Origin of the sequence: Bacillus sp. LJBS06 (assembly GCF_016924995.1) — a bacterium.
In the GTDB taxonomy this organism is placed as follows: Bacteria; Bacillota; Bacilli; order Bacillales; family Bacillaceae; genus Bacillus; species Bacillus stercoris.
This window is the reverse complement of sequence record NZ_CP070483.1, coordinates 2,485,200-2,510,613: the sequence shown is the minus strand read 5'-3', so window position 1 is coordinate 2,510,613 and position 25,414 is coordinate 2,485,200. Positions and strand designations below refer to the sequence as shown.

The following is a 25,414-nucleotide window of genomic DNA, read 5'->3' as shown; positions in this document are numbered from 1 at the left end:
GCGCTGTCATATAGTAACAAAAAAGGGGGATGATGATGGCGTTTATTACGGTGAAGCCTGAGATCAAGAACAATTTGTCCAGAGTGGCGAGAGAGCTGAAGATAGACGAGGAATTGCTTAGACGTGCAAATCGTACCGCACAGGAACACCAATTGTATTGCCCTGGTTATGTGATAGAAGAGCATAGTGGCAAGGAGCTTCAAACCATACAGGACATAAAGCGTTTTTTACAGCCTCGGCAGCTGGACTTTTCTGATAAATGGATTGAACAAGAGAAAATCTACGATGATTCAGCTGTTGAAAAGGAAATAAAGAAGATCATTGATGTGTTTCCGTTTGTCTCATGCAGGGAAATTGGCCGTTCTGTACTCGGAAGGCCTATCTGGGAGCTGAAGGCTGGTGGGGAGCATACTGTAAAAAAGGTCCATATGAATGCATCATTTCATGCGAATGAGTGGATTACTACGTCTGTCCTGCTAAAATGGTTTAAGGAATACTGTATGTCATTATGCCGCAACTCGCCCTTCTTCGGCTTTTCTCCCATACAGCTGTTTAGCAGTACATCCTTATCCCTCGTTCCTCTTGTCAATCCGGATGGCGTTGATCTTGTCTTAAACGGATCAGAAGTTATGGGAGCCAGAAGAGATGAGCTCGAGAGGCTAAATGAGCATCGTCCGAATTTTAATGAATGGAAGGCGAACATAAACGGGGTTGATTTAAATAAACAATTCCCTTCGTTATGGGAAATTGAAAAATACCGAAAACCGACAGCACCCAGCTACCGCGATTTTCCGGGAATCTCTCCGCTTACAGAGCCGGAATCCATTGCGATGTACCGGCTGATAACGGAGAATCCGCCTGACAGACTGCTGGCTCTCCATACTCAAGGGGAAGAAATTTATTGGGGCTATAAAGGCCTTGAGCCTGAAGAATCTGCCGCTGTTATAAAGGATTTTGAGGAGATAAGCGGGAACATTTATAAGGGAGTAAGGGATATAGACAGCTACGCGGGATTTCGCGATTGGTTTATTCACCACTATTTTAAAGAAGGGTACACGGTGGAACTTGGAAAAGGCCGAAATCCTTTGCCGTTTCAGCAGTTTTCACATATTTATAACGCCACAAACGGCATCTTGTGGAGAGCGTTATTTTTTCATGAGTAACTAAAACTTTTTCTTTTTTCTGCCGAAGCAAATATGAGACAATAAAGAGGATCGGAGGGGAAGGCTGATGAGATCAGTTTGTTTCATTCTGCTGTCGGCATTGCTCTTTAGTTTATCGGCATGCGAACCATCTCATCAGCAGCAAAAACAGGCATCAGCGGCAAAAGATGAGGAAAAAGATATCATACCGCTTTCCGCGGAAAAAGCGGACGGGGCGGAAGGCTGGCTGAATAACAGCACCATTTTATATACTGCGTCTAATCCGACGAAAACAGAGCTTTTTGCGTACCGCATCTTTACAGGCAAAGCGAAAAAGCTCTATCAAACGGATGGTCAAATCGTTGATGTTCAAATCAATGCGAGGGAGCAGATGATTCTGCTGCAAATCACACATAGCCAAAAGACAGCAGTGGTTTTGCTTAATGCAGACGGAGAGACGCTTTACGAAAAAGATTACGAAACATATGAACTGGAGGCTGCTTGGAATCTGTATGATCCTTATCAAATAATGGTGACGGAATTCAGTGAGAACTGGGATTTCCATACATATCAGGTGAATGCTAAAAAAGACGAGTCTTTCTTAAGTCCGGTACAGGTTCCGTTCATTCATTGGACATCCAAAAATACATTTGATTATGTAAAAGAGGGAAGAGACGAAAAAACAGGGCCTTTATATACGTTTAATACAGTCTCTAAGACGGAGCAAAAGCTTGAGGATAACGTTCTGTTCTTCGATTCTTTCCATCAAATGAGTTTTACTGTGAAGTCAGCTTCCGGAGAGAAAGGGACGTATCAGTTTGAAACGCCGCATACAAAATCACCTGTTACAGTGAAATGGCCGCTCCAAACGAAATATACAAGTTTGGCTCCAATGGAGTATGACTATGATGAAGCGGGAGGCCTGTTTTATACGTTCAAACAAAGCGGTGATGCTTATAAGCTTGCTGCAATCAATGTGGCATCGGGTGAGACAAAAGATCTTGTCTCTCTGCGGGAAATGGAGCCGATTCAAATATCTCCGAACGGGAAATATGCGTTATACGGCTTTCATTTTGAGCAAATCATTTTATTGAAATCACATAAAACGAAGCAACTCATTATTGATCAAAAGGAGATGGAGTAACGATGGCTATCGCAGATGTGACCATTATCCCAATCGGTACGGAAACACCCAGTGTCAGTGCTTACGTGGCCGATGTGCAAAAGATTTTAGAAGGATATCAAGCTGAAGGGAAAATCAAATATCAGCTGACACCGATGAATACGCTGATTGAAGGTGAACTCAGTGACCTTTTCACAGTCATTCAGGCCATTCACGAAGCGCCATTTCAAAAAGGATTGCACAGAGTGGCAACGAATATCCGCATTGATGACAGACGTGACAAAAAAACGACGCTTGAGAGCAAAATAGAAAGTGTCAATAAACATTTACAGCCATAAAAATAAACCTGTATCCTATCGGATACAGGTTTTAATGTGCGGTTGGATAGCCGCTGTTTATGACGGTCATCACGGTAAACCAGCCAAAGACAAATAAGGTGGCGCCGGCTAATAAAAACCCGAGTATATTTTTATTTCTAACAGAACGCAAGACTCCCCATAAAGCGAAAAGAGCGACAAGGCCGAAAATCACGACAAGTAACATAACACAGCCCCCTTTACATTGAAAAACCTGCAATTCTTTCCAGTTTTATTCTACCTGTTTTTTATAGGTTTGTCGATAGCGTTTTCATTGCGATTGTTTGAATCTTTTTTAAAAAACCCTCATAATAAGAGCATAAAAAAGAAAGAGGTGATAATAGTGAAATGGAGACGAATGCCAGTAGGGCCGATTCAAGCGAACGCATATTTTCTCATCAGTGATGATCAATGCCTGATTTTTGATCCGGGCGGCGAGGGACATAAAATCAATCAATACATAAAAGAAAAAGGGCTGACGCCTTTAGCCATTTTGCTTACACATGCTCATTTTGACCACATTGGGGCGCTTGATGAAGTGAGAGAAAAATGGGATATTCCTGTTTACTTACATCAAAATGAAAAAAATTGGCTTACGGATGCCTCTCTAAACGGCTCCGGCATGCTGCGAGGGATAGAGGTTACAGCTAAGCCTGCAGATCATCTGATTGAAGGCGACGGTGAGTTGAATATCGGGCCGTTTCATTTGGAAACATTATTTACGCCGGGACATTCACCAGGCAGTGTGTCTTACTACGTGAAAGACGCAGACCTGGTCATCTCCGGAGATGTCCTGTTTCAAGGCGGTATAGGGCGTACGGATTTAATAGGCGGCGATCAAGAGACGCTGCTGACATCCATTCATGAAAAACTGCTTACGCTGCCGGAGCATACGCTGGTGTTAAGCGGCCATGGACCTGAAACAGACGTACTGACTGAGCAGGATCAAAATCCGTTTTTAAATGGGTTTTCATTGTAAAAAAAGAGACAAACCGATAAGGTTTGTCTCTTTTTGCTTTTAATGGCCTCCGCCGCCGGGCACCATAATAAAAATCGAGTAATATGTAAAGCCGGCGAAGAAAATCGTTAAATAAGCGCCAAAAATATAAATATACATGCGTTCAGTTAAGTTCAAATACGATAGGAACACAAATAAAATCGTCTGTCCAAAAAATAAAAGGGAAGCATCTTTCATATCACCTAAATAAAACATGACTGCAAAAATTCCCGTCCAAAATCCTAACACCCGGAACATGCGATTCATTTTTTATCCCCTCCCGAGAGTCCCTCTGACTGTTATTATAATAGATCACACCTAGAAATGTAAACATTTTCATGATTAATATACATATGGAATTTGTCCTTTTGATTGCGTTCTCTAATGTATGAATATTTTTTAAAAAATAATCCGAAAAAAGTTCTGTAAATGGTTTAAATGAAAAATGATCCGGGTAGTTATTCTACAAAGAGATGGTTAACTGAGGAGGAAAATAAACAATGGAACAACAATTAACTTTTTACTCATACCCAAGCTGCACGTCATGCCGAAAAACAAAACATTGGCTTAAAGCACATCAAATTGAATTTAACGAACGGCACTTATTCAGAGAAACCCCAACAATAGATGAATTAAAGTACATCTTATCGTTAACGACAGAAGGCATTGATGAAATTTTAGCGACACGAAGCCAGACCTTCAAAAATTTAAATTTAAACATCGAAGAAATGACGGTAAATGAGGTGCTGGAACTTTTAATCGAGAAGCCAAAGCTTTTGCGACGCCCGATTCTAGTGGATAACAAAAAGCTGGTGATCGGTTACAATCCGGGAGAACTGTTGAAATTATCAAAGAAGAAAACGGTTCATCAATCTGCATGATGAAAAACCGAAGATCCGCTGATTTATACGAATCAGCTTATCTTCGGTTTTTCACCTGTTCAGAAACTGGGCTAGCTGGATTCGAACCAACGATCACGGAGTCAAAGTCCATTGCCTTACCGCTTGGCTATAGCCCATTGAATGTAAACATAGTATGTGTAAAGGCAGATGCGTTATACATATAAAGCATAATTTTCAAAAACAGGAGGTAACTCATTAAGATGGCAGCTCTTGATCAGCACTTAACAGAGCACAAAGAAGATATCACGCAACAATGGCTGGAAGTTTGTACGTCAAAAGGCAGCTGGCTGTATTCGGCGAAAGATCAGCAAAAACTAGCACAAAAGTTAAAAGACCAACATGAATTATTGGTGACCATCGTAGCAAAATCCCTTGGAAAAGAAGACGTAACGGAGGAGCTCAATCGATGGTCTCTTCAATGCGCCAGAGACCGTGCCGTTCATGAAGTGACGGTAACAGAAAGTGTCGGCCAGTTTAACGCCTTCAGGCACATTATGTTTGAATGGATTCAAAAATTCAGCGAAGCTTCTTCTCAAAAAATCAGCATTCAGGATTTTTATGAATGGAGCCGGATCTTGAATCAAAACATTGATAGGATCATCGAAGTGTTTACGGAGGAATATCATCAGGTGACCATAATACAATTAAACGCGCAAAAAGAAATGATTAATGAATTGAGTGCGCCGATTATGCCGATTACTGAGGGAATAGGGATTCTTCCGCTTGTCGGTGAAATTGATACCTACAGAGCGAGGACGATTTTGGAGTCGGTGCTGGAGCAGTGCTCAGCGTTAAAGCTCTCGTATTTATTTTTAGATATTTCTGGCGTTCCTATCGTTGATACCATGGTGGCCTATCAAATTTTTAAAGTGATTGACAGCACCAAATTGCTCGGGATTGAGACGATTATTTCAGGAATCAGGCCGGAAATTGCCCAAACTGTCGTGAAGCTGGGTCTGGATTTTTCGAATGTGAAAACCGAGCAAAGTCTTGCTAAAGCTCTGGCCAATAAAGGATTTAAAATAAAAGAGTGTTGATGCTTTTGCCATTCATTCTGAAAGTAGAAGCTGAACAGCCTTTCTCAGGCTATTCAGCTTTTTTTACTTCTATAAATAAAATGTGATGGCTGTCGATGTCTTTTACCTTAAAAGAGTAGCCGTCATATTCGATAACACTTTCAGGCTCAGCGTCTATGTTTTGTGTCAGAAACCAGCCGCCCAAGGTGTCTACTTCCGCGTCTGATAAATCTGTACCAAGCAGGCTGTTGACGTCGGTGATTAATAATTTTGCATTTAATAAATAGTGATCCTTTCCAAGTTCGCGTATATGAGGCACTTCATCCGCATCAAATTCATCACGGATTTCTCCTACAATTTCTTCGATAATATCCTCGACAGTGACCAAACCGGAAGTCCCGCCGTATTCATCTATTAGGATCGCCATATGAGTGCGTTCCTTTTGCATTTTCAGCAGTAGTTTATAAATAGGAATCGTCTCAATGACATGGATAACCGGCTGAACGAAAGGCTCAATTTGATGCTTTTTGAGTGAAAAATCTTTCGTCAGCATGGAAAACAACACTTCTTTCATATTAATCACGCCAATGACGTTATCTTTATCCTCTCTTACAACTGGATACCGCGTATATTTTGTTTGCTTGACTGTTTCCTGAAGATTTGAAATGGAGCCTTCATCTAGTGATAAACTGACCATTTCATTTCGTGGCACCATAATTTCCTTTGCCATTCGTTTATCAAAGGTGAAGATATTATTCATGTACTTTAATTCACTTTTTCTGATCTCACCGCTTTTATAGCTTTCAGCCAATAGGACCCGCAGCTCTTCTTCTGTATATGCCAGTTCATGCTCTGATGCCGGTTTCAGTCCGAACACTCCTGTAATCAATCGGGCAGAGTGGTTCAGCAGCCAAATGAATGGAAACATGATCTTATAAAACCAAATAAGCGGTTTAGCGAACAACAATGTAATGCTCTCTGCCTTTTGAATGGCGAAACTCTTTGGCGCCAGCTCCCCGATCACGACATTTAAATACGTAACCGCTAAAAACGCGATGACGAGTGAAAGTAGGTGTGTAAGCGATTCATTTAAGCCTGCTTTATGAAAAAGCGGCCGAAGCAGAGTTTGCACCGTCGGCTCTCCAAGCCATCCCAATCCTAAAGCTGCGACTGTGATGCCCAGCTGACAGGCTGATAAATATTCATCAAGGTGAGTGATGACATGCTTTGCCGCTTTAGCACCTTTCTTTCCTTTTGCGACAAGCTGATCAATTCTGGATCGCCGCACTTTTACAATTGAAAATTCTATGGCGACAAAAAATCCTGTTAACAAAATGAGAATAGCGACTGCTAGTAAATTGACAAATTCCAAAACAAATGCCTTCTCCAAGGAAGGCATGCACCTCCCTTTTCCGATGTCTTTCTCCATTCCATACCACCTGAAAATGCTCATAAAACATGTGTCAGAGCCGCACAATGGTTTAGTGACGCCGTTATTGGGCAATTAAAGTATAAAGAACAAAAGTTTGGAGGAGCTTGACATGAAGGCACATACGGGAAAAGATTGGTTTTGGTACCAAATGGGGCCTCAAGAAAGAAGTAAGGCAAGAGATCTAATCCATTTTTCTCACTGGCCTCAGTGTGAAAAGTGGTTTGAAAATAACCATCACGTTAATTTTTTGCGAGTAGATACAACTGAAACGGATAATGAAGCGGTATTTGGGTCGATTGTTTATGATCAGGGGCTTGGTGAAGAAAAAGACCATACTGTTTTTCACTTTTATATCACCAGACAATATTTTTTTACAATCAACTTTGACTTTGCGATTTTGAGAGAGATTAAAGGAAAAGAAGTTGTCCGGCAAATGGAAAGAGCGGACAATGCGATAGAGGGGTTTTTAATTCTTCTCGGCGAACTAATGAATGCGTATTTAATCGGTGTCGATGAATTTGAAGTAAAGCTGAGAAAGTTGCGATGGCAAATTAAAGACGACAATAGCAAAAGCATTTTAAACCGTGTCCATCTCCTGCGCCATGAACTGATGATTTGGAAAAATTTAATATTAAGCGCCAAAAAAATTGAAATGGCATTGAAAGAAACCTTTTTACCTCAAAATGAAGGGAAAAAGGATTATCAGCGGACACACCAGAAAATTGACAGAGGATTTACATACATCAGCGAATTTGAAGGGGAGCTGAACAATCTGCTGCATTCAGAGGAAGTCATTACCTCACACAGGGGGAATGAAATTGTAAAAGCATTGACCATTTTCACGACGCTATTTACGCCGATTACAGCTCTGGGCGCCTTATGGGGGATGAACTTTTCAGTAATGCCGGAGCTGAATTGGAAATATGGATACCTCTTTTCTCTCTTATTGATTGTCACATCTACGGTTCTGATCTACCTATATTTGAGGAAAAAAGGCTGGACGGGAGATATGCTGCAGGAGCGGAAGAAGAAAAGGAAATCTCGAAAAAGGCGGACCTTATAAGATGTTTCATATTTTGTGCAGCGGATAAAGAATAAATAGAACACGGTAAAGGAGGAATGAACATGAGAATAAGAGACATCATGACGAAGAATGTAGAATGCTGTGAGCCAGACGCTTCAATCACGGAACTAGCGAAAAAGATGAGAGACTCCAATGTCGGTTCTATTCCAATCTGTGAAAATGGCACGCTTCAGGGGATTGTATCTGATCGGGATATTGTGACGAGATGCTTAGCTGAAAATCAGATGGATGCAAAAGCAAGTGATATCATGAGCACTGACATCGTATCGGGCCACCCTGATATGTCTGCTGAAGAAGCGGGGCAGCTTATGGCTGAGCATCAAATCCGCCGTTTACCGATCCTTGAAAATGGGCACATTACCGGTATCGTTGCCTTAGGCGATCTTTCTGTTGAGAAAGATACTGATCAAAAAGCCGGAGAAGCATTAAGTGAAATTTCTAAAACAGCATAATGAAAATGGAATGAAGCAGGCATGGTGACCATGTCTGCTTTTTTATATTGGGAAAATAATAATGAAAGGGGTACATTCCAGCTGAAAGTCTTTTTTTTTGCCAGCAGGAATTGATTTTTCAGTATATAACGCCTTCACAAAATCACGTTTTTCCTGTTTGATTACCGCCTCTTCTTTTTCTACAATACGCATGGAAAGGAGAGGGAATCAAATTGGATTCAATAGAAAAGATAAGCAAAAACTTGATTGAAGAGGCATATCTAACAAAGGCTTCTGATATTCACATCGTGCCGAGGGAGCGAGACGCTATCATTCATTTTCGGGTCGATCATGCCTTGCTGAAAAAAAGGAATATGAAAAAAGAAGAGTGCGTAAGACTGATTTCACATTTTAAATTTCTTTCTGCAATGGACATAGGGGAAAGGCGAAAGCCGCAAAACGGTTCGCTTACGTTAAAGCTGAAAGAGGGAAATGTTCATTTAAGAATGTCAACGCTTCCCACAATTAATGAAGAAAGCCTCGTGATCAGAGTGATGCCTCAATACAATATCCCTTCGATTGATAAACTGTCGTTATTTCCAAAGACAGGAGCCACATTACTCTCATTTTTAAAACATTCCCATGGCATGCTCATTTTTACCGGGCCGACTGGTTCAGGGAAGACTACCACATTATACTCTCTCGTTCAATACGCAAAAAAACACTTTAATCGAAATATTGTTACATTAGAGGACCCTGTTGAAACTAGGGACGAAGACGTTCTTCAGGTTCAGGTGAATGAAAAAGCCGGTGTAACTTATTCCGCAGGTCTGAAGGCAATTTTGCGCCATGACCCCGATATGATTATTTTAGGTGAGATCAGGGATGCGGAAACAGCTGAAATTGCGGTGCGGGCAGCGATGACGGGACATCTGGTGCTGACCAGTCTTCATACGAGAGATGCAAAGGGCGCAATTTACAGGCTGCTTGAATTCGGTATCAATATGAATGAAATTGAACAGACCATTATTGCAATAGCGGCTCAGCGCTTGGTTGATTTGGCTTGTCCATTTTGTGAAAACGGATGTTCATCAGTATATTGCCGTCAGTCACGAAATACCAGAAGAGCTAGCGTTTATGAGCTTCTTTATGGGAAAAACCTTCAGCAATGTATACAGGAGGCAAAAGGAAATCATGCAAATTACCAATATCAAACGCTTCGTCAAATTATCAGAAAAGGAATTGCGCTCGGCTATTTAACGACAAACAACTATGACCGGTGGGTTTATCATGAAAAAGATTAGAAAAACCTGGCCGTTAAAGGATCAGGCCCGGTTATTAAAGCGGCTCGGAGAAATGACGGCAAGCGGATATACACTTCTGGATGGATTGCGCCTGATGGAACTTCAGATGAATAAGAGGCAGTCAGCTGACTTGACTGACACGGTCACTCGTTTGAGGGAAGGAGCTCCATTTTATCAAGTATTAAAGCGTTTGTCATTTCATAAGGAAGCTGTAGGTATTTGTTATTTTGCTGAAACACATGGTGAACTGCCTGCTTCCATGATCCAGAGCGGAGAGCTGCTTGAACGAAAAATTGCACAGGCAGACCAGCTGAAAAGGGTGCTGCGCTATCCGCTTTTCCTCATCTTCACCGTTGCTGTCATGTTTTATATGTTACAGTCCATCATCATTCCTCAATTTTCCGGTATCTATCAATCGATGAATATGGAAACCTCACGTTCAACCGATATGCTTTTTGCTTTTTTTCAGCATATTGATCTTGTGATCATTTTGCTGATTCTTTTTTCAGCTGGTATCGGGATTTATTACTGGCTTGTGTTTAAGAAAAAATCACCTGCCAGGCAAATGCTTATTTGTGTCAGGATTCCTTTTGTTGGAAATCTTGTCAGGCTGTTTAACAGCTACTTTTTTTCTTTGCAGCTAAGCAGCCTTTTAAAATCAGGCCTCTCCATTTATGACAGCCTTCATGCATTTAAACATCAAACGTTTCTCCCTTTCTACCGCTGCGAGGCAGAACACGTGATTGAACGGCTAAAAGCCGGTGAATCAATTGAAGCGGCTATTTGTGGGAGCCCTTTTTTTGAAACTGATTTTTCAAAAGTCATATCCCATGGCCAGCTGAGCGGCCGTCTAGATCGTGAGCTTTTCACATACAGCCAGTTCATATTGCAGCGGCTGGAACATAAAGCGCAAAAATGGACAGGCATCCTTCAGCCGATGATTTATGGATTTGTTGCTGCAATGATCTTACTTGTGTATTTATCTATGCTTTTGCCTATGTATCAGATGATGAATCAAATGTGAAAGGAAGAAGCTGATGAATGAAAAAGGATTTACACTTGTTGAAATGTTGATCGTGCTCTTCATTATTTCGATATTGCTTTTAATTACAATACCGAACGTGACAAAACATAATCAAACCATTCAAAAAAAGGGCTGTGAAGGCTTACAAAACATGGTTAAAGCACAAATGACTGCTTTTGAGCTTGATCATGAAGGACAAACTCCGAGCCTTGCTGATTTGCAGTCAGAGGGCTATGTGAAAAAGGATGCTGTCTGTCCAAATGGGAAGCGCATTATCATCACTGGCGGAGAAGTTAAGGTTGAACATTAAATTAATCGAGGAGGAGGGGTTTACCCTTTTAGAAAGTTTGCTTGTGTTAAGCATTACCTCTATCCTCCTAATTGCCGTCTTCACCACACTTCCTCCTGCTTATGACAATACAGCTGTCCGACAGGCAGCATGGCAGCTGAAAAATGATTTGATGCTCGCACAACAGACTGCGATTTCCAGTCAACAAAGAACAAAAATTCTCTTTCACAAAAAAGAATATCAATTAGTCATGGGTGATACGGTAATTAAACGTCCTTATGCAACGGGACTTTCTATAAAACCTCTGACATTAAAAGACCGTTTGGAATTTAATGAGAAAGGGCACCCGAATGCAGGCGGGAAAATACAAGTAAAAGGCTATGCGACTTATGACATAACAGTTTATTTAGGGAGCGGGAGAGCCAATGTGGATAGGAAGTAAAGGTTTTTCTACAATAGAAACAATGTCTGCGCTAAGCCTATGGCTGTTTGTGCTGCTGACAGTTGTTCCCTTGTGGGACAAGCTGATAGCTGATGAAAATATGGCGGAATCACGAGAAATCGGTTATCAGATGATGAATGAGAGAATTAGCAAATATGTCATGACTGGTGAAGGAGCCGCGTCAAAAACGATGACAAAGAACAACCATACCTATGCTATGACGTGGGAGGAGGAGGGCGAATATCAAAACGTATGCATCTCAGCGGCAGCTTATAAAGAAAAATCATTTTGCCTCAGCATTCTGCAGACAGAATGGCTACACGCTTCTTAACGTATTATTTTCTCTCTCTGTCTTTTTGCTCATATCAGGATCGTTAGCGACGATTTTCCATCTGTTTTTATCTCGACAGCAGGAGCATGGCGGTTTCACACAGCAAGAATGGATGATTTCGATAGAACAGATGATGAATGAATGCAAGGAGTCACAGGCAGTTAAGACAGCCGAGCATGGGAGCGTTTTAATTTGCACCAATCTTTCCGGGCAAGACATCCGTTTTGAAGTTTATCATTCTATGGTAAGAAAAAGAGTGGATGGCAAAGGGCATGTTCCCATTTTAGATCATATTACAGCTATGAAAGCTGATATTGAAAATGGTGTTGTTTTGCTGAAAATTGAGAGTGAGAAAAAAGTGTATCAAACTTCTTTTCCGGTTTATTCGTATTTAGGAGGAGGGTGAATGTACCATACGAGGGGGTTTATTTATCCAGCAGTTCTTTTTGTGTCAGCGCTTGTGCTGTTAATCGTGAACTTTACTGCTGCTCAATATATTTCACGCTGCATGTTTGAGAAGGAAACGAAAGAGTTATATACAGGAGAGAATTTGCTTCAGAATGGTGCGCTTCTTTCAATTCGGCATGTTCTTGAGCAACAGAAAGGGCAGAAGGGTACGCAGCAATTTCCATATGGACAGGTTTCTTATTACATTCGCGATACATCGATAAAAGAGCAAAAAGAAATCAACTTAAAAGTGTTAACGGAGTCGGGAACAGAAAGAACTGCACTGATCGTGTTTGATCAAAAAAAGAAAAAAATGCTGAGCTGGACAGAATAAAGCAGTCGAAAGGGTATAAAAAAAGTCATATGAGATAACACTTCATAATAATTGAATGATGAGGTGATCACGTGAAAACGAATGACTATGTGAAATATATGACGCAGCAATTTGTCAAATATATAGATACTCCGAGAGATGAGCGAAAAGAACGAAAAGAGGTGCGGAAAGAAACAAAAACGCCCGCTTCCCAGCAGTGGTTCGGTATTTTACCCTATGGCTTCCGTCTTTGGCTCAAGCGGAAAAAATAACCGCAAATTAACGAATAAGGTCCTTCAAAAATGGAGGACCTTATTGATATTCTTCTAAAATGGCAATTTTATTGACCTTTTGGCTATAAGGATCAAATGAAATCGTCACAAAAACACCGAATTCTTTTGACCCTTCCCTCAAAGTTAAATGGTATTGCTTCACTGCTTCATCTTTTCTTTTGCGGTCCCATACTTTTTGTTTGAACAGTACCTGTGCGAGCGGGTACCTTTTTTTGGCTTCTTTTACAGCGATTTCTTCCCATTTGGACATGTGGCGGGCGGTTACGAGCGGTGCGTCTTCTGCGTGAGCGGCAGCGGTGCCGAAGACGAGAAGAGATAGACAAATCACACATTGTTTGATCATCATGCTGTCACCCTTTCTTTGTTTATTATTACCAAATTAGAGCGGGATATGCATTTAATTTCTCACATAACAATCCCAAAAATTTCTAAAAAATTGAAAACATGAGCAATATGGAGCGAGACTTTGTAATATGGCGAAATCATTCTTTTAAACGAACAAAATGGTCGATTTTGATGTTTTTAAATCTATAAATCGTTGATTATACTCTATTTGTGTAGTTCTTTAAAGAGAACAATTGTCATATCAAGTTACAGTGTTTTACAGGAGGTAAGATATGTTTCGATTGTTTCGCAATCAGCAAAAGGCGAAGACAAAACTGAAAGTGCTGCTTATCTTTCAGCTTTCAGTCATTTTCAGTCTGACTGCCGCAATATGCTTACAATTTTCCGATGATACAAGCGCTGCTTTTCATGATATTGAAACGTTGGATGTCTCACTTCAAACGTGTAAAGACTTTCAGCATACAGATCAAAACTGCCATTATGATAAACGCTGGGATCAAAGTGATTTGCACATATCAGATCAAACAAATACGAAAGGGACTGTATGCTCACCTATTACCTTATTTGCTGAGCTCAAAAATACAGGTGAGAAACTTAAGAAATCAAAGTGGAAGTGGGAGCTTCATAAGCTGGAAAATGCCCGCAAACCGTTAAAGAATGGGAATGTGATCGAAAAAGGGTTTGTCTCCAATCAAATTGGCGATTCACTTTATAAAATTGAGACGAAGAAAAAAATGAAACCCGGCATTTATGCATTTAAAGTATATAAACCGGCCGGCTACCCGGCAGACGGCAGTACATTTGAGTGGTCGGAGCCTATGACGCTTGCAAAATGCGATGAAAAACCGACAGTTCCTAAAAAAGAAACGAAGTCGCACGTCAACAAGGAAACAACACAAAAGGATATACAGAAAAAAACAATTAAAGAAGAAACATCTCAAGAAGCTGTAATAAAAGAAAATGAAACTCAAACAGATCAGAAGGAAAGCGGGGAAGAGGATGAAAAAAGCAATGAAGCTGATCAGTAATATTCTTTATGTGATCATCTTTACTCTTATTATAGTGCTGACACTTGTCGTGATTTCAACACGTTCATCCGGGGGAGAGCCGGCAGTGTTTGGGTACACGTTGAAATCAGTTCTGTCAGGTTCGATGGAGCCGGAGTTCAATACAGGTTCCTTAATATTGGTCAAAGAAATCACTGATGTGAAAGAGCTCCAAAAAGGTGACGTTATTACATTTATGCAGGATGCAAATACGGCGGTCACCCACAGAATTGTTGGCATCACTAAGCAAGAAGACCATTTGTTATTTAAAACAAAAGGTGATAATAATGCTGCAGCCGATTCAGCGCCTGTATCCGACGAAAATGTTCGCGCGCAATACACAGGTTTTCAGCTTCCATATGCCGGCTATATGCTTCATTTTGCCAGCCAGCCGATTGGAACGGCAATTTTATTAATTTTTCCTGGTGTGATGCTGCTAGTGTACGCTTTTGTGACGATCACCAGCGCCATCAGAGAAATTGAAAGAAAGACAAAAGCCTTGGAAACAGATACAAAGGACAGCACCATGTCCACTTAACCTCAGTTGTAAACCTGGCAACAGGTTTCGATATAAAAATATTCAATAAAAGGGGAGTTAGCCATGGGTATGAAAAAGAAATTGAGTTTAGGAGTTGCTTCTGCGGCATTAGGATTAGCTTTAGTTGGAGGAGGAACATGGGCAGCATTTAACGATATTAAATCAAAGGATGCTACTTTTGCATCAGGTACGCTTGATTTATCTGCTAAAGAGAATTCAGCGAGTGTGAACTTATCAAATCTAAAGCCGGGAGATAAGCTGACAAAGGATTTCCAATTTGAAAATAACGGCTCACTTGCGATCAAAGAAGTTTTAATGGCACTTAATTATGGAGATTTTAAAGCAAACGGCGGCAGCAATACATCTCCGGAAGATTTTCTCAGCCAGTTTGAAGTGACATTATTGACAGTTGGAAAAGAGGGCGGCAATGGTTACCCGAAAAACATTATTTTAGATGATGCGAACCTTAAAGACTTGTATTTGATGTCTGCTAAAAATGATGCAGCGGCTGCTGAAAAAATTAAAAAACAAATTGACCCTAAATTCTTACATGCAAGCGGTAAAGTCAATGTAGCAACAATTGACGGTAAAACTGCTCCTGAATATGATGGTGTTCCAAAAACACCAACTGATTTCGATCAGGTTCAAATGGAAATCCAATTCAAAGATGATAAAACAAAAGATGAAAACGGGCTTATGGTTCAAAATAAATACCAAGGCAACTCCATTAAGCTTCAATTCTCGTTCGAAGCTACACAGTGGAACGGCCTGACAATCAAAAAGGACCATACTGATAAAGACGGTTACGTGAAAGAAAATGAAAAAGCGCACAGCGAGGATAAAAATTAAAAACAGCAATAAAAAGAGGCGGCCCAGTATATTGTATACTGGGCCTTCTCCATGTTTATTGACAAAAGAGGAGTTAGTGCCTCTGCTCAGGCACTACTCCTCTTTTTGGGATTTTCTCCATTTTTGATAATCTAAAAATTCACGAAATTGTTTTTTCGATACCCCGGATGTCATTGCATCGCGAACCAATTTCTCCCATTCACTATCTAATTGACCATCGTATTCGGTTTCATGTTTCTCATCGAGCAAAGTATGAACCGAGACGTCCAGAACAGCGGAGACTTTTTCGAGAAATTGAATGGAGGGGTTCGTTTGTAGATTTCGTTCTATTGAGCTTAAATAAGACTTCGCTACCCCAGCTTTTTCAGCTAGTTCTGATAGTGAGTAGCCTTTTTCTTTACGGTATTGTTTAATACGCTGGCCAATCAATGTCATCACCTTCCTTGTGATATTATAGCACATTCAGAAAGGATTTACGGTATGACTTCTGGCTGCCGGACCAGGATGAGCAGACTTTTTGTTTAAAAGTAAATATTTTCGTATTTCTTCCGGGCTGATATTTGCCTCTTTGGCTTCCACCATTAATTCAACCCATTCTTGATCCAATTCAAAGTGCTCTTGTTTTGCATTTTTCATGCAGTTTCTCCTCCTAAAATACTTGTTTATGTATTTCAGCCAGTCCGGCCATGACTCATTGTATGCTTCATTAGTCTCTGGAAGTCATTTGCCATTACAATTACCAGAATTTTTTTCCAATATACTTTTATTATAATCGCATTTTCTTAAAAAAAACGAGAATGGTGTCGAATGGTAAAAAAGTTAGCTTGAAATATTATTTTGCAGATAAAACAATCCGCCATTTTCAATTTCAACTGAAATCTTTGGTTGATACAACGTTTTCAGCGCCTGTTTTTCTAGATGGTATTCTTCTGGTTTTTCTTCTATATGCTCGTAAAACTTATCAAGCAATGTCATATCATTTCTCCACCTGTCAACCGCCTGTTCCGCCCAGTCGGACGGCTCCTGCATAGCGGATTTGGAAATATAGTTTTCCATACGTTTAAGCCCGCTTTCTGGTTTGATCATAGGTGAAATAGTGAAGCAATAGTCACATATTTGAGATGTCAGTGAAAGCTGGGTCAGCTTGCTTTGAAAATCTTCAATAATCGTTCCAGAGACTAGGTGAAGACCTAGTGACAATAGCTTATCCTTTTTCATGTCGGACTGGTATGAAATCGTGACATTTATACCAAGCCAAGGCTGAAGTGGGACTTTGGCTCCGGCTGATTCAATTTTCTCATACATTCTGGTAAATCTCCCATTTTGTTTAACAGCTTTAAATATTTGAAAAAGGCGCGGGGCCCCAAAATATATAAATTCGCCATCTAGGTCTTTTGGCGCATTTTCTTTATCTGTAATAAAGGTGATTTTCATTGGATTCGGATCACCGCCTGTCTTCTCACGCCAATGCCAATAGAAAGGGCGGTTCATGATCTGTTTGTCCATTTCAACTGTAAGCTGTACTGTCATATAGCCTAAGCCTTGATCGACGATTTGGCAGCTGTTTGCTTGAAAAAAACGCAGCAGAAAATCGTGAACCTCTCGCTGTCTCACTACTAAAACCTCCTTACAGGCTAAGATCCTCTTTTTTCAGCAGGCTGCTGTTTTTTATAAGACAAAAATGAGGTTAAGTTATCCATTTTTATTTTCATTTCTTCTTCTGTTGCTGAGTGATACAAAATGTCATGAAGGTGTTCTTCAAAATTGTTCACTTGAATTTTCGTTAAAATATCATCAAGTTCGCCAACCACTTTTTCAAACAAATGAATTTTTTCATATAAAAGCTTTAGAATATGCTCTTCCACCGTATGTTTTGTTGCCATGTTATAAATGTGCACGTCACGCTCCTGCCCGAGCCTGTGAATTCTTCCGATTCTTTGCTCAAGTCGCATCGGGTTCCATGGCAAGTCATAGTTGATCATGTGATTGCAAAATTGAAGGTTAATCCCCTCACCGCCTGCTTCAGTTGCAATAAGGACTTGAATCTTTCCGCGGAAAAGGTCCTTCATCCAGTCTTTTTTCCCGCGTTTAAATCCGCCTCTAAACGGCACAGAACTGATCCCGTTTTGTTGAAGAAACCACTGCAAATAAATCTGGGTTGCCCGGTATTCTGTAAAAATGATGACCTTATCGTCAATCTTTTTGATTAAATCAACGACTTGAAGCGCTTTAGAATTTTGTGTCACTTGATTGATGCGCTCTATTAAAACTGAAATCGTATGCTCATCAATGGCAGGTGCTTGTTTCTCTTTTTGATCAAGCATTTTTTTCAGCGTCATATATACCGCTTCTCTGCTCGAACAGCATTCTCTTTGCAAGGTCATAATTGAGAACATGCTGGCCGGCTTATTGATACTTTCCTTCAAGCGGGAAATTTCATCATAAAGGGCCTGCTCTGAAGGAGAAAATTCAATCGGCACTGTTTCAACATGGCGCTGTTTCCAATTCAGCCCGGTATCATGCCGCCTATTGCGGATCATGACTTTATTCACAAGATCTTTTAAATGTTCATGCGCTTCTAAACTGGTTTTCTTGTTGGCGAACTCCTCCTGAAAGTGATTCTGGCTGCCTAAATGGCCCGGTTTTAGTAAGGACACCAAATTGAAAATCTCTTCAATACGGTTCTGAATTGGCGTCGCGGTAAGAAGCAGGCAATATTTTTTTACGAGATTCCGGACAAATTCATAGTTCTTCGTTTTGCTATTTTTCAGTTTGTGTGCCTCATCAATAATGACAAGGTCATATGGGATAGACAGAACGATTTCTCGATGGGGCGAGCGTTTCGCGGTATCGATTGATGAGACGACAATATCGCATTGTTCCCACACATAACTTTTCTTTTGTTCAACAGCCGGAATCAAAAATTTTTCCTGAAGCTCTTTGACCCACTGTGACACAAGGGAAGCGGGCACAAGGATCAAAATTTTTTTTGCTAACCCGCGAATCATATACTCTTTTAAAATTAAACCGGCTTCAACCGTTTTCCCGAGACCGACCTCATCTGCTAAAATCGCTTTCCCGTTCATTTTTTCAACCACTTTTTGCGCCACCTCAAGCTGGTGTGGGAGCGGCGTAAAGGAAGGCAGGTATAAAGGAGCCCGTAAGCCTTCAAACTCTGGAATTGCTAATGTTTTCTGGATTTCTGCAGAGAGTTTGTACAGTTCCCAGTTTGCCCAAGGGCCATCGTTTTTCAGCCTTTCAGCAAATTCTTCAGGCCATTTTGCATCGTAGATCATTTCTGCATTCATTGCTTTGAAACCGCCTTTCTTATTCTTCGATTCTTAAGATGAACAATATAAGTAAAATCTGCCCAAATTGCTGTTGCCCAGCATATAGTGATGATGGTAGGATATGAGTATGTATTTGATGTAAGATATTGCTATAGTATGTCCACAACAGCATGAAAATATGAGCGAATGACAGCAAGGGGAGAGACCTGACCGAAAACCTCGGGATACAGGCGCCGAAGGAGCAAACTGCGGAGTGAATCTCTCAGGCAAAAGAACTCTTGCTCGACGCAACTCTGGAGAGTGTTTGCGCGGATGTGCAAACCACCAAAGGGGACGTCTTTGCGTATGCAAAGTAAACTTTCAGGTGCCAGGACAGAGAACCTTCATTTTACATGAGGTGTTTCTCTGTCCTTTTTTGTATGTTTTTTAGCTGCGCCGTTGAAAAAGGGGAGGAATTAGATGCTGAAAAGAACGCCATTATTTGACCTGTATAAGGAATATGGAGGAAAAACGATTGATTTCGGTGGCTGGGAGCTGCCTGTCCAATTTTCTTCTATAAAAAAAGAACACGAGGCTGTCCGAACTGCAGCCGGTTTGTTTGATGTATCCCATATGGGAGAAATCGAAGTATCAGGAAACGACAGTCTGTCTTTTTTGCAAAGGCTGATGACAAATGATGTTTCCGCGTTAACACCGGGACGTGCTCAATATACGGCGATGTGTTATCCGGATGGCGGAACCGTCGATGATTTGCTTATCTATCAAAAAGGAGAAAACCGCTATCTGCTTGTCATTAATGCTTCTAATATAGATAAAGACTTGGCTTGGATGAAAGAACATGCAGCAGGTGATGTGCAGATTGACAATCAGTCAGATCAAATCGCGCTCTTGGCTGTACAGGGGCCGAAAGCAGAAGCAATCTTAAAAAATCTGACAGCTGCAGATGTGTCTGCCTTAAAGCCGTTTGCGTTTATGGATGAAGCCGATATTAGCGGTTGCAAAGCGCTTATTTCCCGAACTGGCTATACGGGTGAAGACGGGTATGAAATTTACTGCCGCAGTGATGATGCTGTTCATATTTGGAAAAAAATCATTGATGCAGGGGATGCATATGGACTGATTCCATGTGGTCTCGGAGCACGTGATACACTTCGATTTGAAGCGAAGCTCCCGCTGTATGGTCAGGAGCTGACCCGGGATATTACACCGATTGAAGCAGGTATAGGCTTTGCCGTAAAGCACAAAAAAGAGTCTGACTTTTTCGGGAAATCAGTATTGAGTGAACAAAAAGAAAACGGAGCGAAGCGTAAACTTGTCGGTCTCGAAATGATTGACAAAGGGATACCGCGGCACGGATATGAAGTTTTTCATATTGGCAAATCCGTAGGAAAGGTGACAACCGGCACGCAGTCACCCACATTAGGGAAAAACGTCGGCCTTGCCTTAATTGCTTCGGAAGCGAGTAATATCGGGACTGTTGTAGATGTAGAGATTCGCAAAAAATTAGTGAAAGCAAAGGTTGTCAAAACACCATTTTATAAACGCTAATATTTTTCTTGGAGAGAGGAGTCAACACATGAAGCACCGTTATTTGCCCGCAACAGAAAAGGATAAACAGGAAATGCTTGCCGCGATCGGCGTAAGCAGCGTCGATGATTTATTTGCTGATATACCGGAGAACGTCAAATATAAAAAAGAGTATCAAATCAAAAAAGCGAAATCAGAAACAGAATTAACAAGAGAACTGACAAAGCTGGCCTCTAAAAATCGTGATACCGTACAATATGCTTCTTTCTTAGGAGCGGGTGTATATGACCACTATCAGCCTGTCATTGTGGATCATGTCATTTCGCGCTCTGAGTTTTATACCGCATATACGCCTTATCAGCCAGAGATTTCACAAGGAGAGCTTCAGGCGATTTTTGAATTCCAAACGATGATCTGTGAGCTGACGGGAATGGATATCGCCAACTCCTCTATGTATGATGGCGGTACAGCTTTGGCAGAAGCAGCAATGCTTGCTTCAGGCCACACGAAAAAGAAAAAAATCGTTGTGTCAAAAACCGTGCATCCTGAATCACGGGAAGTGCTGAAAACGTACGCAAAAGGTCAGTATATCGAAGTTGTTGAAGTACCCGCTGCAGATGGCGTTACAGATCTTGATGCTTTGCGCCAAACCGTTTGCGAGGACACAGCCGCAGTGATCGTTCAATACCCGAATTTTTTTGGCCGGATTGAGCCGTTACAGGATATTGAGCCTATCGCTCATCAAGGGAAATCCATGTTTATTGTATCAGCCAACCCGCTTGCACTTGGCCTCCTCACGCCACCTGGCAAGTTTCACTCTGATATCGTCGTCGGTGATGCGCAGCCTTTCGGCATTCCTTCAGCATACGGCGGCCCGCACTGTGGCTTTTTTGCCGTTACGAAAAAATTGATGAGAAAGGTGCCGGGCCGCCTCGTCGGGCAAACGGAAGACGAAAACGGGAAAAGAGGCTTTGTGCTTACATTGCAAGCCAGGGAGCAGCATATTCGCCGGGATAAAGCAACATCAAATATTTGCTCGAACCAAGCGTTAAATGCGCTGGCGGCATCAGTGGCCATGACTGCTCTCGGAAAAAACGGTGTAAAAGAAATAGCCCGCCAAAATCTCTTAAAAGCCAACTATGCAAAGCAAGAAGCAAAAAAAGCAGGCCTTACCGTTATGTTTGACGGATCGATGTTTAATGAATTTGTCATCAAACTGAAGGAACCAGTGAGAGCTGTGAACCAGCGTTTGCTGGCAAAAGGAATGATTGGCGGATATGATCTTGGGCTGACGTACCCGGAGCTAAACTGTCATATGCTGGTTGCTGTAACGGAGCTGAGAACAAAAGAAGAAATTGACGCACTCATTCAGGAATTGGGGGATCGCCATGAGTAATCAGGATCAGGCACTTATTTTTGAGCTTTCCAGAGAAGGCCGTATCGGCTACAGTCTGCCGGAGCTCGATGTACCGGAAATCGAATTGGAGGACCTCTTGTCAGACACCTATATTCGTGACGAAGAAGCAGCGCTGCCGGAGGTTTCAGAGCTGGATATCATGCGCCATTATACGGCGCTCTCCAAACGCAATCACGGGGTGGATTCCGGCTTTTACCCGCTCGGTTCTTGCACGATGAAATATAATCCGAAAATCAATGAGAAAATCGCGCGTATTCCCGGTTTTGCTGCGATTCACCCCCTTCAGGATGAAAGCACGGTACAAGGCGCGTTAGAGCTTTTATATGATTTAAGCAAGCACCTTGAAGAAATAACGGGAATGGATGAAGTAACGCTTCAGCCTGCTGCCGGAGCGCACGGTGAATGGACGGGGCTGATGATGATCCGCGCCTATCATGAAGCGTGCGGGGATTTCAAGCGGACGAAGGTCATTGTCCCTGATTCCGCGCACGGGACGAATCCTGCATCAGCAACAGTAGCAGGCTTTGAAACCGTTACGGTGAAATCGAATGAAAATGGGCTTGTTGATTTAGAGGATTTAAAAAGAGCAGTGAATGAAGAAACTGCAGCTCTTATGCTGACGAATCCGAACACGCTCGGCTTGTTTGAGGAACAGATTACAGAGATGGCGGAGATTGTTCACGAAGCGGGAGGGAAATTGTACTATGACGGCGCTAATTTAAATGCCGTTTTAAGCAAAGCGAGACCTGGGGATATGGGATTTGACGTGGTGCACCTCAACCTGCATAAAACATTCACAGGCCCTCATGGCGGCGGAGGCCCCGGCTCAGGCCCTGTCGGCGTAAAACAAGATCTGATTCCGTATTTGCCAAAACCCGTTTTAGTCAAAAAAGAAGGGCGCTTTACGTTTGATTATGACCGCCCTCATGCGATCGGCCGCGTGAAGCCGTATTACGGCAACTTTGGCATTAATGTCAGAGCGTATACGTACATCCGTTCCATGGGGCCTGACGGGTTACAAGCTGTTACTGAGAACGCAGTGTTAAACGCCAACTATATGATGAGAAAGCTCGCGCCTTATTACGATCTTCCGTTTGACCGCCATTGCAAGCATGAATTTGTATTGTCAGGGAAGCGGCAGAAAAATCTGGGAGTGCGTACGCTTGATATTGCAAAACGGCTGCTTGATTTCGGCTATCATCCGCCGACAATTTATTTCCCGCTTAATGTTGAAGAATGCATCATGATTGAGCCGACAGAGACAGAATCAAAGGAAACACTGGATGCGTTTATTGATGCTATGATTCAAATCGCAAAAGAAGCGGAGGAGAATCCGGAGCTTGTTCAGGAGGCGCCGCATACAACGATTGTAAAACGAATGGATGAAACAAAAGCGGCGAGACACCCGGTGCTCAGATACGAGGCGGAAGAGAAATAAATAAAAACAGCTGTCTGCCAGACAGCTGTTTTGCTTTATTTCTTCGCTTTAATCTTTCCGCCCCATTTTTTAAAGCCGCCTTTTAGGTTATAAATCTCAGTGCAGCCGTTTTTGCGCAGGGTTTGTGCCGCGCGTCCGCTGCGGACACTGTTTTGGCAGTATAGGTAAACAGGCTTGTCCGGACGGATTTCATTTTTTCTCTGTTTCAGCTGAGACAGCGGGATGTTGCGGGCGCCCAAAATATGTCCGCCCTCAAACTCATTCGGTTCACGAACGTCAATAAGCTGCGCTTTGCGGTAACCCGCGCGGAATTCTTCTTCGGTAAGTGTTTTCATAATACGCTGCTGATAAACATATGAAGCAATCATATAGACAATAAATGCAGCAAAAATAATCAAAACGATCATATTAGACAATGTGATTCTACTCCTTTAGCATATAAAATCAAAACCCTGCTTCATAAAACAAGGCCATAGAGCCGTTTTCGACAAATACTATTATAGTAAAGCACAGCGTGATTGTCATCTATAATGGAACTAAAATATTTTTCATTTTCCCGGCAGTTTGATAAACTGATTCTATTAAAACGGTAAGGAAGGTCTTAAAATGCAAAAAGAAACTTGGCGGTTTATAGACTCAGGCAATGCAAGTCCTGCATTCAATATGGCGCTTGATGAAGCGCTTTTATATTGGCACAGCGAGAAGAAAATTCCCCCGGTTATCCGTTTTTATGGCTGGAATCCGGCGACGCTTTCTGTAGGGTATTTTCAAAATATTAAAAAGGAAATCAATTTTGAAGCAGTACATAAGTATAATCTCGGATTCGTCAGACGCCCGACCGGAGGGAGAGGCGTTCTGCACGATCAGGAATTGACATACAGCGTGATTGTTTCGGAAGAGCACCCCGAAATGCCGGCGACTGTTACTGAGGCATACCGGGTTATTTCAGAAGGCATACTTCAAGGCTTTAGAAATCTCGGCCTGGATGCTTACTTTGCCATCCCGAGAACCGAAAAAGAAAAAGAAAGCTTAAAAAATCCGCGGTCATCCGTTTGTTTTGACGCGCCTTCGTGGTATGAGCTAGTGGTTGAGGGCCGCAAGGTGGCGGGAAGCGCGCAAACGAGACAAAAAGGCGTGATTCTTCAGCATGGCTCCATTCTTCTTGATTTGGATGAGGACAAGCTGTTCGATCTGTTCTTATATCCAAATGAAAGAGTAAGAGAGCGGATGCAGCGCAATTTCAAAAATAAAGCGGTTGCCATTAATGAACTAACCGAAAAACGGGTGACGATGGATGAGGCTCGTAAAGCCTTTAAAGAAGGATTTGAAACAGGTCTTAACATTCATCTGGAGCCGTACGAACTTTCTCAGGAAGAGCTTGATTTCGTTCATCACTTGGCTGAAACAAAGTATGCTTCAGATGAATGGAATTATAAGCGGTAAACAGGGCTTTTGACCCGCGGAGCATCCTTGTTTTTTCAAGTTCATTAGTGTAAACTTGTAATGGTTTATAAAGTTAAGGTGCTTTTTGGGAGGGTTTCGATGACAACACCAAGTATGGAAGATTATATTGAACAGATTTATATGCTGATTGAAGAAAAAGGATATGCACGAGTTTCCGATATCGCGGAAGCATTGGCAGTCCATCCCTCCTCTGTAACAAAAATGGTTCAAAAACTAGATAAAGACGAATATTTAATTTATGAAAAATATCGCGGTCTCGTGTTAACGTCTAAAGGGAAAAAAATAGGCAAACGGCTGGTTTACAGACATGAATTGCTTGAGCAGTTTTTAAGAATCATTGGTGTTGATGAAGAGAAAATATATAACGATGTCGAAGGAATCGAACATCATTTAAGCTGGAACAGCATTGATCGCATCGGGGATCTTGTTCAATATTTTGAAGAAGATGATACCCGTAAAAAAGATCTGAAATCAATCCAAAAGAAAACAGAACATCATAATCAGTAAAAAGGCGGTCTCAAAGGAGGCCGTCTTTTTTGATGCGGTGCGCCACCCGTCATTCGTTGGTCTATTT

The 25,414-nt window shown here is 41.7% G+C and carries 33 protein-coding genes, 1 tRNA gene and 1 riboswitch; of the genes, 24 read left to right on the top strand and 10 right to left on the bottom strand.

What is annotated here, in order from left to right:
* Positions 1-32 precede the first annotated feature (32 nt).
* From JQX68_RS12730 to JQX68_RS12720, 3 genes are all read left to right on the top strand, one after another.
* Positions 33-1,163 carry a M14 family metallopeptidase gene (locus JQX68_RS12730; protein WP_147772444.1) on the top strand — a complete coding sequence of 377 codons (1,131 nt, stop codon included), beginning with the start codon at positions 33-35 and terminating at the stop codon, positions 1,161-1,163.
* A gap of 67 nt (positions 1,164-1,230) precedes the next feature.
* Entirely contained in the window at positions 1,231-2,286 is a 1,056-nt protein-coding gene (locus JQX68_RS12725; RefSeq protein WP_147772237.1) for a YqgU-like beta propeller domain-containing protein, read from the top strand.
* A 2-nt stretch (positions 2,287-2,288) separates the two neighbouring features.
* A complete protein-coding gene (locus tag JQX68_RS12720; protein WP_014664603.1) occupies positions 2,289-2,603 on the top strand; it encodes an MTH1187 family thiamine-binding protein in 315 nt (104 codons plus the stop codon).
* 31 nt (positions 2,604-2,634) lie between these two features.
* Here JQX68_RS12720 and JQX68_RS12715 read toward each other — a convergent pair whose 3' ends face one another.
* Positions 2,635-2,808 carry a DUF2759 domain-containing protein gene (locus JQX68_RS12715; RefSeq protein WP_003230141.1) on the bottom strand — a complete coding sequence of 58 codons (174 nt, stop codon included), beginning with the start codon at positions 2,806-2,808 and terminating at the stop codon, positions 2,635-2,637.
* A gap of 156 nt (positions 2,809-2,964) precedes the next feature.
* On the opposite strand from JQX68_RS12715, the gene JQX68_RS12710 reads away from it, so the two are divergent.
* The gene (locus JQX68_RS12710) at positions 2,965-3,600 is read left to right on the top strand and encodes an MBL fold metallo-hydrolase (protein WP_014480263.1); all 636 of its coding nucleotides are present in this window, start codon (positions 2,965-2,967) and stop codon (positions 3,598-3,600) included.
* Positions 3,601-3,639: 39 nt separating this feature from the next.
* Here the strand turns inward: JQX68_RS12710 and JQX68_RS12705 are convergent, their stop codons facing one another.
* Positions 3,640-3,885 carry a DUF2626 domain-containing protein gene (locus tag JQX68_RS12705; protein WP_003226300.1) on the bottom strand — a complete coding sequence of 82 codons (246 nt, stop codon included), beginning with the start codon at positions 3,883-3,885 and terminating at the stop codon, positions 3,640-3,642.
* 233 nt (positions 3,886-4,118) lie between these two features.
* On the opposite strand from JQX68_RS12705, the gene mgsR reads away from it, so the two are divergent.
* Positions 4,119-4,499 (top strand): transcriptional regulator MgsR, encoded by a 381-nt coding sequence (gene mgsR, locus JQX68_RS12700; protein ID WP_014664601.1) that lies wholly within the window; start codon positions 4,119-4,121, stop codon positions 4,497-4,499.
* A 66-nt stretch (positions 4,500-4,565) separates the two neighbouring features.
* Here the strand turns inward: mgsR and JQX68_RS12695 are convergent.
* Positions 4,566-4,636, bottom strand: a tRNA-Gln gene (locus JQX68_RS12695).
* An 84-nt stretch (positions 4,637-4,720) separates the two neighbouring features.
* Between JQX68_RS12695 and rsbRD the strand changes: the two genes are divergently transcribed.
* Positions 4,721-5,557, top strand: a complete 837-nt coding sequence (rsbRD, locus tag JQX68_RS12690) for an RsbT co-antagonist protein RsbRD (RefSeq protein WP_136654215.1) — start codon at positions 4,721-4,723, stop codon at positions 5,555-5,557.
* A gap of 49 nt (positions 5,558-5,606) precedes the next feature.
* Here the strand turns inward: rsbRD and JQX68_RS12685 are convergent, their stop codons facing one another.
* Positions 5,607-6,935, bottom strand: coding sequence for a hemolysin family protein (locus tag JQX68_RS12685; RefSeq protein WP_069150775.1), 1,329 nt, complete (start codon positions 6,933-6,935; stop codon positions 5,607-5,609).
* A 142-nt stretch (positions 6,936-7,077) separates the two neighbouring features.
* Between JQX68_RS12685 and corA the strand changes: the two genes are divergently transcribed.
* The 10 genes from corA to JQX68_RS12635 all read left to right on the top strand — a co-directional run bounded on the left by corA (position 7,078) and on the right by JQX68_RS12635 (position 12,905).
* Entirely contained in the window at positions 7,078-8,031 is a 954-nt protein-coding gene (gene corA, locus JQX68_RS12680; protein ID WP_103030653.1) for a magnesium transporter CorA, read from the top strand.
* A 62-nt stretch (positions 8,032-8,093) separates the two neighbouring features.
* Positions 8,094-8,504, top strand: coding sequence for a CBS domain-containing protein (locus JQX68_RS12675; protein WP_147772236.1), 411 nt, complete (start codon positions 8,094-8,096; stop codon positions 8,502-8,504).
* A 212-nt stretch (positions 8,505-8,716) separates the two neighbouring features.
* Positions 8,717-9,787, top strand: a complete 1,071-nt coding sequence (comGA, locus tag JQX68_RS12670) for a competence protein ComGA (protein ID WP_040082636.1) — start codon at positions 8,717-8,719, stop codon at positions 9,785-9,787.
* Positions 9,774-10,811 carry a competence type IV pilus assembly protein ComGB gene (gene comGB / locus JQX68_RS12665; protein ID WP_147772235.1) on the top strand — a complete coding sequence of 346 codons (1,038 nt, stop codon included), beginning with the start codon at positions 9,774-9,776 and terminating at the stop codon, positions 10,809-10,811. The genes comGA and comGB overlap by 14 nt, the downstream gene beginning before the upstream one ends.
* A 13-nt stretch (positions 10,812-10,824) precedes the next feature.
* Positions 10,825-11,121, top strand: a complete 297-nt coding sequence (comGC, locus tag JQX68_RS12660; protein ID WP_003230162.1) for a comG operon protein ComGC — start codon at positions 10,825-10,827, stop codon at positions 11,119-11,121.
* Positions 11,111-11,542 carry a competence type IV pilus minor pilin ComGD gene (gene comGD / locus JQX68_RS12655; RefSeq protein ID WP_147772234.1) on the top strand — a complete coding sequence of 144 codons (432 nt, stop codon included), beginning with the start codon at positions 11,111-11,113 and terminating at the stop codon, positions 11,540-11,542. The genes comGC and comGD overlap by 11 nt, the downstream gene beginning before the upstream one ends.
* Positions 11,526-11,873: a competence type IV pilus minor pilin ComGE gene (comGE, locus tag JQX68_RS12650; RefSeq protein ID WP_147772233.1), complete on the top strand. Its 348-nt coding sequence runs from the start codon at positions 11,526-11,528 to the stop codon at positions 11,871-11,873. Before comGD ends, comGE begins: the two co-directional genes overlap by 17 nt.
* A 25-nt stretch (positions 11,874-11,898) precedes the next feature.
* The gene (locus JQX68_RS12645) at positions 11,899-12,279 is read left to right on the top strand and encodes a ComGF family competence protein (RefSeq protein ID WP_014664591.1); all 381 of its coding nucleotides are present in this window, start codon (positions 11,899-11,901) and stop codon (positions 12,277-12,279) included.
* Entirely contained in the window at positions 12,280-12,654 is a 375-nt protein-coding gene (gene comGG, locus JQX68_RS12640; protein ID WP_147772232.1) for a competence type IV pilus minor pilin ComGG, read from the top strand. It abuts the gene before it with no gap.
* Between the two features lie 71 nt (positions 12,655-12,725).
* Positions 12,726-12,905: a YqzE family protein gene (locus JQX68_RS12635; protein ID WP_014480252.1), complete on the top strand. Its 180-nt coding sequence runs from the start codon at positions 12,726-12,728 to the stop codon at positions 12,903-12,905.
* Positions 12,906-12,945: 40 nt separating this feature from the next.
* On the opposite strand, the gene JQX68_RS12630 is transcribed toward JQX68_RS12635, so the two are convergent.
* Complete coding sequence (locus JQX68_RS12630) at positions 12,946-13,272, bottom strand: YqzG/YhdC family protein (protein WP_014664589.1); 327 nt, start codon at positions 13,270-13,272, stop codon at positions 12,946-12,948.
* 271 nt (positions 13,273-13,543) lie between these two features.
* Here JQX68_RS12630 and tapA point away from each other — a divergent pair, with 271 nt between their 5' ends.
* From tapA to tasA, 3 genes are all read left to right on the top strand, one after another.
* Positions 13,544-14,299 (top strand): amyloid fiber anchoring/assembly protein TapA, encoded by a 756-nt coding sequence (gene tapA / locus JQX68_RS12625; protein WP_147772231.1) that lies wholly within the window; start codon positions 13,544-13,546, stop codon positions 14,297-14,299.
* A complete protein-coding gene (gene sipW / locus JQX68_RS12620) occupies positions 14,283-14,855 on the top strand; it encodes a signal peptidase I SipW (protein ID WP_147772443.1) in 573 nt (190 codons plus the stop codon). The genes tapA and sipW overlap by 17 nt, the downstream gene beginning before the upstream one ends.
* 63 nt (positions 14,856-14,918) lie before the next feature.
* Positions 14,919-15,704: a biofilm matrix protein TasA gene (gene tasA, locus JQX68_RS12615; protein ID WP_014664586.1), complete on the top strand. Its 786-nt coding sequence runs from the start codon at positions 14,919-14,921 to the stop codon at positions 15,702-15,704.
* Between the two features lie 93 nt (positions 15,705-15,797).
* Here tasA and sinR read toward each other — a convergent pair whose 3' ends face one another.
* From sinR to JQX68_RS12595, 4 genes are all read right to left on the bottom strand, one after another.
* Positions 15,798-16,133 (bottom strand): transcriptional regulator SinR, encoded by a 336-nt coding sequence (sinR, locus tag JQX68_RS12610; protein ID WP_003226345.1) that lies wholly within the window; start codon positions 16,131-16,133, stop codon positions 15,798-15,800.
* 33 nt (positions 16,134-16,166) lie between these two features.
* Positions 16,167-16,340 carry an anti-repressor SinI gene (gene sinI / locus JQX68_RS12605; protein WP_003230187.1) on the bottom strand — a complete coding sequence of 58 codons (174 nt, stop codon included), beginning with the start codon at positions 16,338-16,340 and terminating at the stop codon, positions 16,167-16,169.
* 183 nt (positions 16,341-16,523) lie between these two features.
* The gene (locus tag JQX68_RS12600; protein WP_069839479.1) at positions 16,524-17,318 is read right to left on the bottom strand and encodes a YqhG family protein; all 795 of its coding nucleotides are present in this window, start codon (positions 17,316-17,318) and stop codon (positions 16,524-16,526) included.
* 20 nt (positions 17,319-17,338) lie between these two features.
* Positions 17,339-19,012 carry a DEAD/DEAH box helicase gene (locus JQX68_RS12595; RefSeq protein WP_069149860.1) on the bottom strand — a complete coding sequence of 558 codons (1,674 nt, stop codon included), beginning with the start codon at positions 19,010-19,012 and terminating at the stop codon, positions 17,339-17,341.
* Positions 19,013-19,180: 168 nt separating this feature from the next.
* Positions 19,181-19,282: riboswitch (glycine riboswitch) on the top strand.
* A 171-nt stretch (positions 19,283-19,453) separates the two neighbouring features.
* Between JQX68_RS12595 and gcvT the strand changes: the two genes are divergently transcribed.
* From gcvT to gcvPB, 3 genes are read left to right on the top strand one after another with little or no spacing between them, the layout of a single operon-like run.
* The gene (gene gcvT / locus JQX68_RS12590; RefSeq protein WP_147772230.1) at positions 19,454-20,542 is read left to right on the top strand and encodes a glycine cleavage system aminomethyltransferase GcvT; all 1,089 of its coding nucleotides are present in this window, start codon (positions 19,454-19,456) and stop codon (positions 20,540-20,542) included.
* Between the two features lie 28 nt (positions 20,543-20,570).
* Entirely contained in the window at positions 20,571-21,917 is a 1,347-nt protein-coding gene (gene gcvPA / locus JQX68_RS12585) for an aminomethyl-transferring glycine dehydrogenase subunit GcvPA (protein ID WP_069149858.1), read from the top strand.
* Positions 21,910-23,376 (top strand): aminomethyl-transferring glycine dehydrogenase subunit GcvPB, encoded by a 1,467-nt coding sequence (gene gcvPB / locus JQX68_RS12580; RefSeq protein ID WP_147772228.1) that lies wholly within the window; start codon positions 21,910-21,912, stop codon positions 23,374-23,376. The genes gcvPA and gcvPB overlap by 8 nt, the downstream gene beginning before the upstream one ends.
* Positions 23,377-23,411: 35 nt before the next feature.
* Here the strand turns inward: gcvPB and JQX68_RS12575 are convergent, their stop codons facing one another.
* Positions 23,412-23,792, bottom strand: coding sequence for a rhodanese-like domain-containing protein (locus tag JQX68_RS12575; protein ID WP_014664580.1), 381 nt, complete (start codon positions 23,790-23,792; stop codon positions 23,412-23,414).
* A gap of 190 nt (positions 23,793-23,982) precedes the next feature.
* Here JQX68_RS12575 and lipM point away from each other — a divergent pair, with 190 nt between their 5' ends.
* A complete protein-coding gene (gene lipM / locus JQX68_RS12570) occupies positions 23,983-24,819 on the top strand; it encodes an octanoyltransferase LipM (protein ID WP_136654208.1) in 837 nt (278 codons plus the stop codon).
* Positions 24,820-24,918: 99 nt separating this feature from the next.
* Positions 24,919-25,347, top strand: a complete 429-nt coding sequence (mntR, locus tag JQX68_RS12565) for a transcriptional regulator MntR (protein WP_014664578.1) — start codon at positions 24,919-24,921, stop codon at positions 25,345-25,347.
* Positions 25,348-25,414: the final 67 nt, after the last annotated feature.

What these genes read in the sequence shown, in the direction of transcription:
- JQX68_RS12725 (WP_147772237.1), top strand. Translation starts at nt 1,231, where the DNA reads ATGAGATCAGTTTGTTTCATTCTGCTGTCGGCATTGCTCTTTAGTTTA.
- comGC (WP_003230162.1), top strand. Translation starts at nt 10,825, where the DNA reads ATGAATGAAAAAGGATTTACACTTGTTGAAATGTTGATCGTGCTCTTC.
- sinI (WP_003230187.1), bottom strand. Translation starts at nt 16,340, where the DNA reads ATGAAAAATGCAAAACAAGAGCACTTTGAATTGGATCAAGAATGGGTT.
- lipM (WP_136654208.1), top strand. Translation starts at nt 23,983, where the DNA reads ATGCAAAAAGAAACTTGGCGGTTTATAGACTCAGGCAATGCAAGTCCT.
- sipW (WP_147772443.1), top strand. Translation starts at nt 14,283, where the DNA reads ATGAAGCTGATCAGTAATATTCTTTATGTGATCATCTTTACTCTTATT.
- corA (WP_103030653.1), top strand. Translation starts at nt 7,078, where the DNA reads ATGAAGGCACATACGGGAAAAGATTGGTTTTGGTACCAAATGGGGCCT.
- JQX68_RS12705 (WP_003226300.1), bottom strand. Translation starts at nt 3,885, where the DNA reads ATGAATCGCATGTTCCGGGTGTTAGGATTTTGGACGGGAATTTTTGCA.
- JQX68_RS12720 (WP_014664603.1), top strand. Translation starts at nt 2,289, where the DNA reads ATGGCTATCGCAGATGTGACCATTATCCCAATCGGTACGGAAACACCC.
- JQX68_RS12630 (WP_014664589.1), bottom strand. Translation starts at nt 13,272, where the DNA reads ATGATGATCAAACAATGTGTGATTTGTCTATCTCTTCTCGTCTTCGGC.
- JQX68_RS12595 (WP_069149860.1), bottom strand. Translation starts at nt 19,012, where the DNA reads ATGAATGCAGAAATGATCTACGATGCAAAATGGCCTGAAGAATTTGCT.
- comGB (WP_147772235.1), top strand. Translation starts at nt 9,774, where the DNA reads ATGAAAAAGATTAGAAAAACCTGGCCGTTAAAGGATCAGGCCCGGTTA.
- JQX68_RS12730 (WP_147772444.1), top strand. Translation starts at nt 33, where the DNA reads ATGATGGCGTTTATTACGGTGAAGCCTGAGATCAAGAACAATTTGTCC.
- tapA (WP_147772231.1), top strand. Translation starts at nt 13,544, where the DNA reads ATGTTTCGATTGTTTCGCAATCAGCAAAAGGCGAAGACAAAACTGAAA.
- mgsR (WP_014664601.1), top strand. Translation starts at nt 4,119, where the DNA reads ATGGAACAACAATTAACTTTTTACTCATACCCAAGCTGCACGTCATGC.
- mntR (WP_014664578.1), top strand. Translation starts at nt 24,919, where the DNA reads ATGACAACACCAAGTATGGAAGATTATATTGAACAGATTTATATGCTG.
- rsbRD (WP_136654215.1), top strand. Translation starts at nt 4,721, where the DNA reads ATGGCAGCTCTTGATCAGCACTTAACAGAGCACAAAGAAGATATCACG.
- JQX68_RS12675 (WP_147772236.1), top strand. Translation starts at nt 8,094, where the DNA reads ATGAGAATAAGAGACATCATGACGAAGAATGTAGAATGCTGTGAGCCA.
- comGG (WP_147772232.1), top strand. Translation starts at nt 12,280, where the DNA reads ATGTACCATACGAGGGGGTTTATTTATCCAGCAGTTCTTTTTGTGTCA.
- JQX68_RS12685 (WP_069150775.1), bottom strand. Translation starts at nt 6,935, where the DNA reads ATGCCTTCCTTGGAGAAGGCATTTGTTTTGGAATTTGTCAATTTACTA.
- gcvPB (WP_147772228.1), top strand. Translation starts at nt 21,910, where the DNA reads ATGAGTAATCAGGATCAGGCACTTATTTTTGAGCTTTCCAGAGAAGGC.
- gcvT (WP_147772230.1), top strand. Translation starts at nt 19,454, where the DNA reads ATGCTGAAAAGAACGCCATTATTTGACCTGTATAAGGAATATGGAGGA.
- gcvPA (WP_069149858.1), top strand. Translation starts at nt 20,571, where the DNA reads ATGAAGCACCGTTATTTGCCCGCAACAGAAAAGGATAAACAGGAAATG.
- tasA (WP_014664586.1), top strand. Translation starts at nt 14,919, where the DNA reads ATGGGTATGAAAAAGAAATTGAGTTTAGGAGTTGCTTCTGCGGCATTA.
- JQX68_RS12715 (WP_003230141.1), bottom strand. Translation starts at nt 2,808, where the DNA reads ATGTTACTTGTCGTGATTTTCGGCCTTGTCGCTCTTTTCGCTTTATGG.
- comGE (WP_147772233.1), top strand. Translation starts at nt 11,526, where the DNA reads ATGTGGATAGGAAGTAAAGGTTTTTCTACAATAGAAACAATGTCTGCG.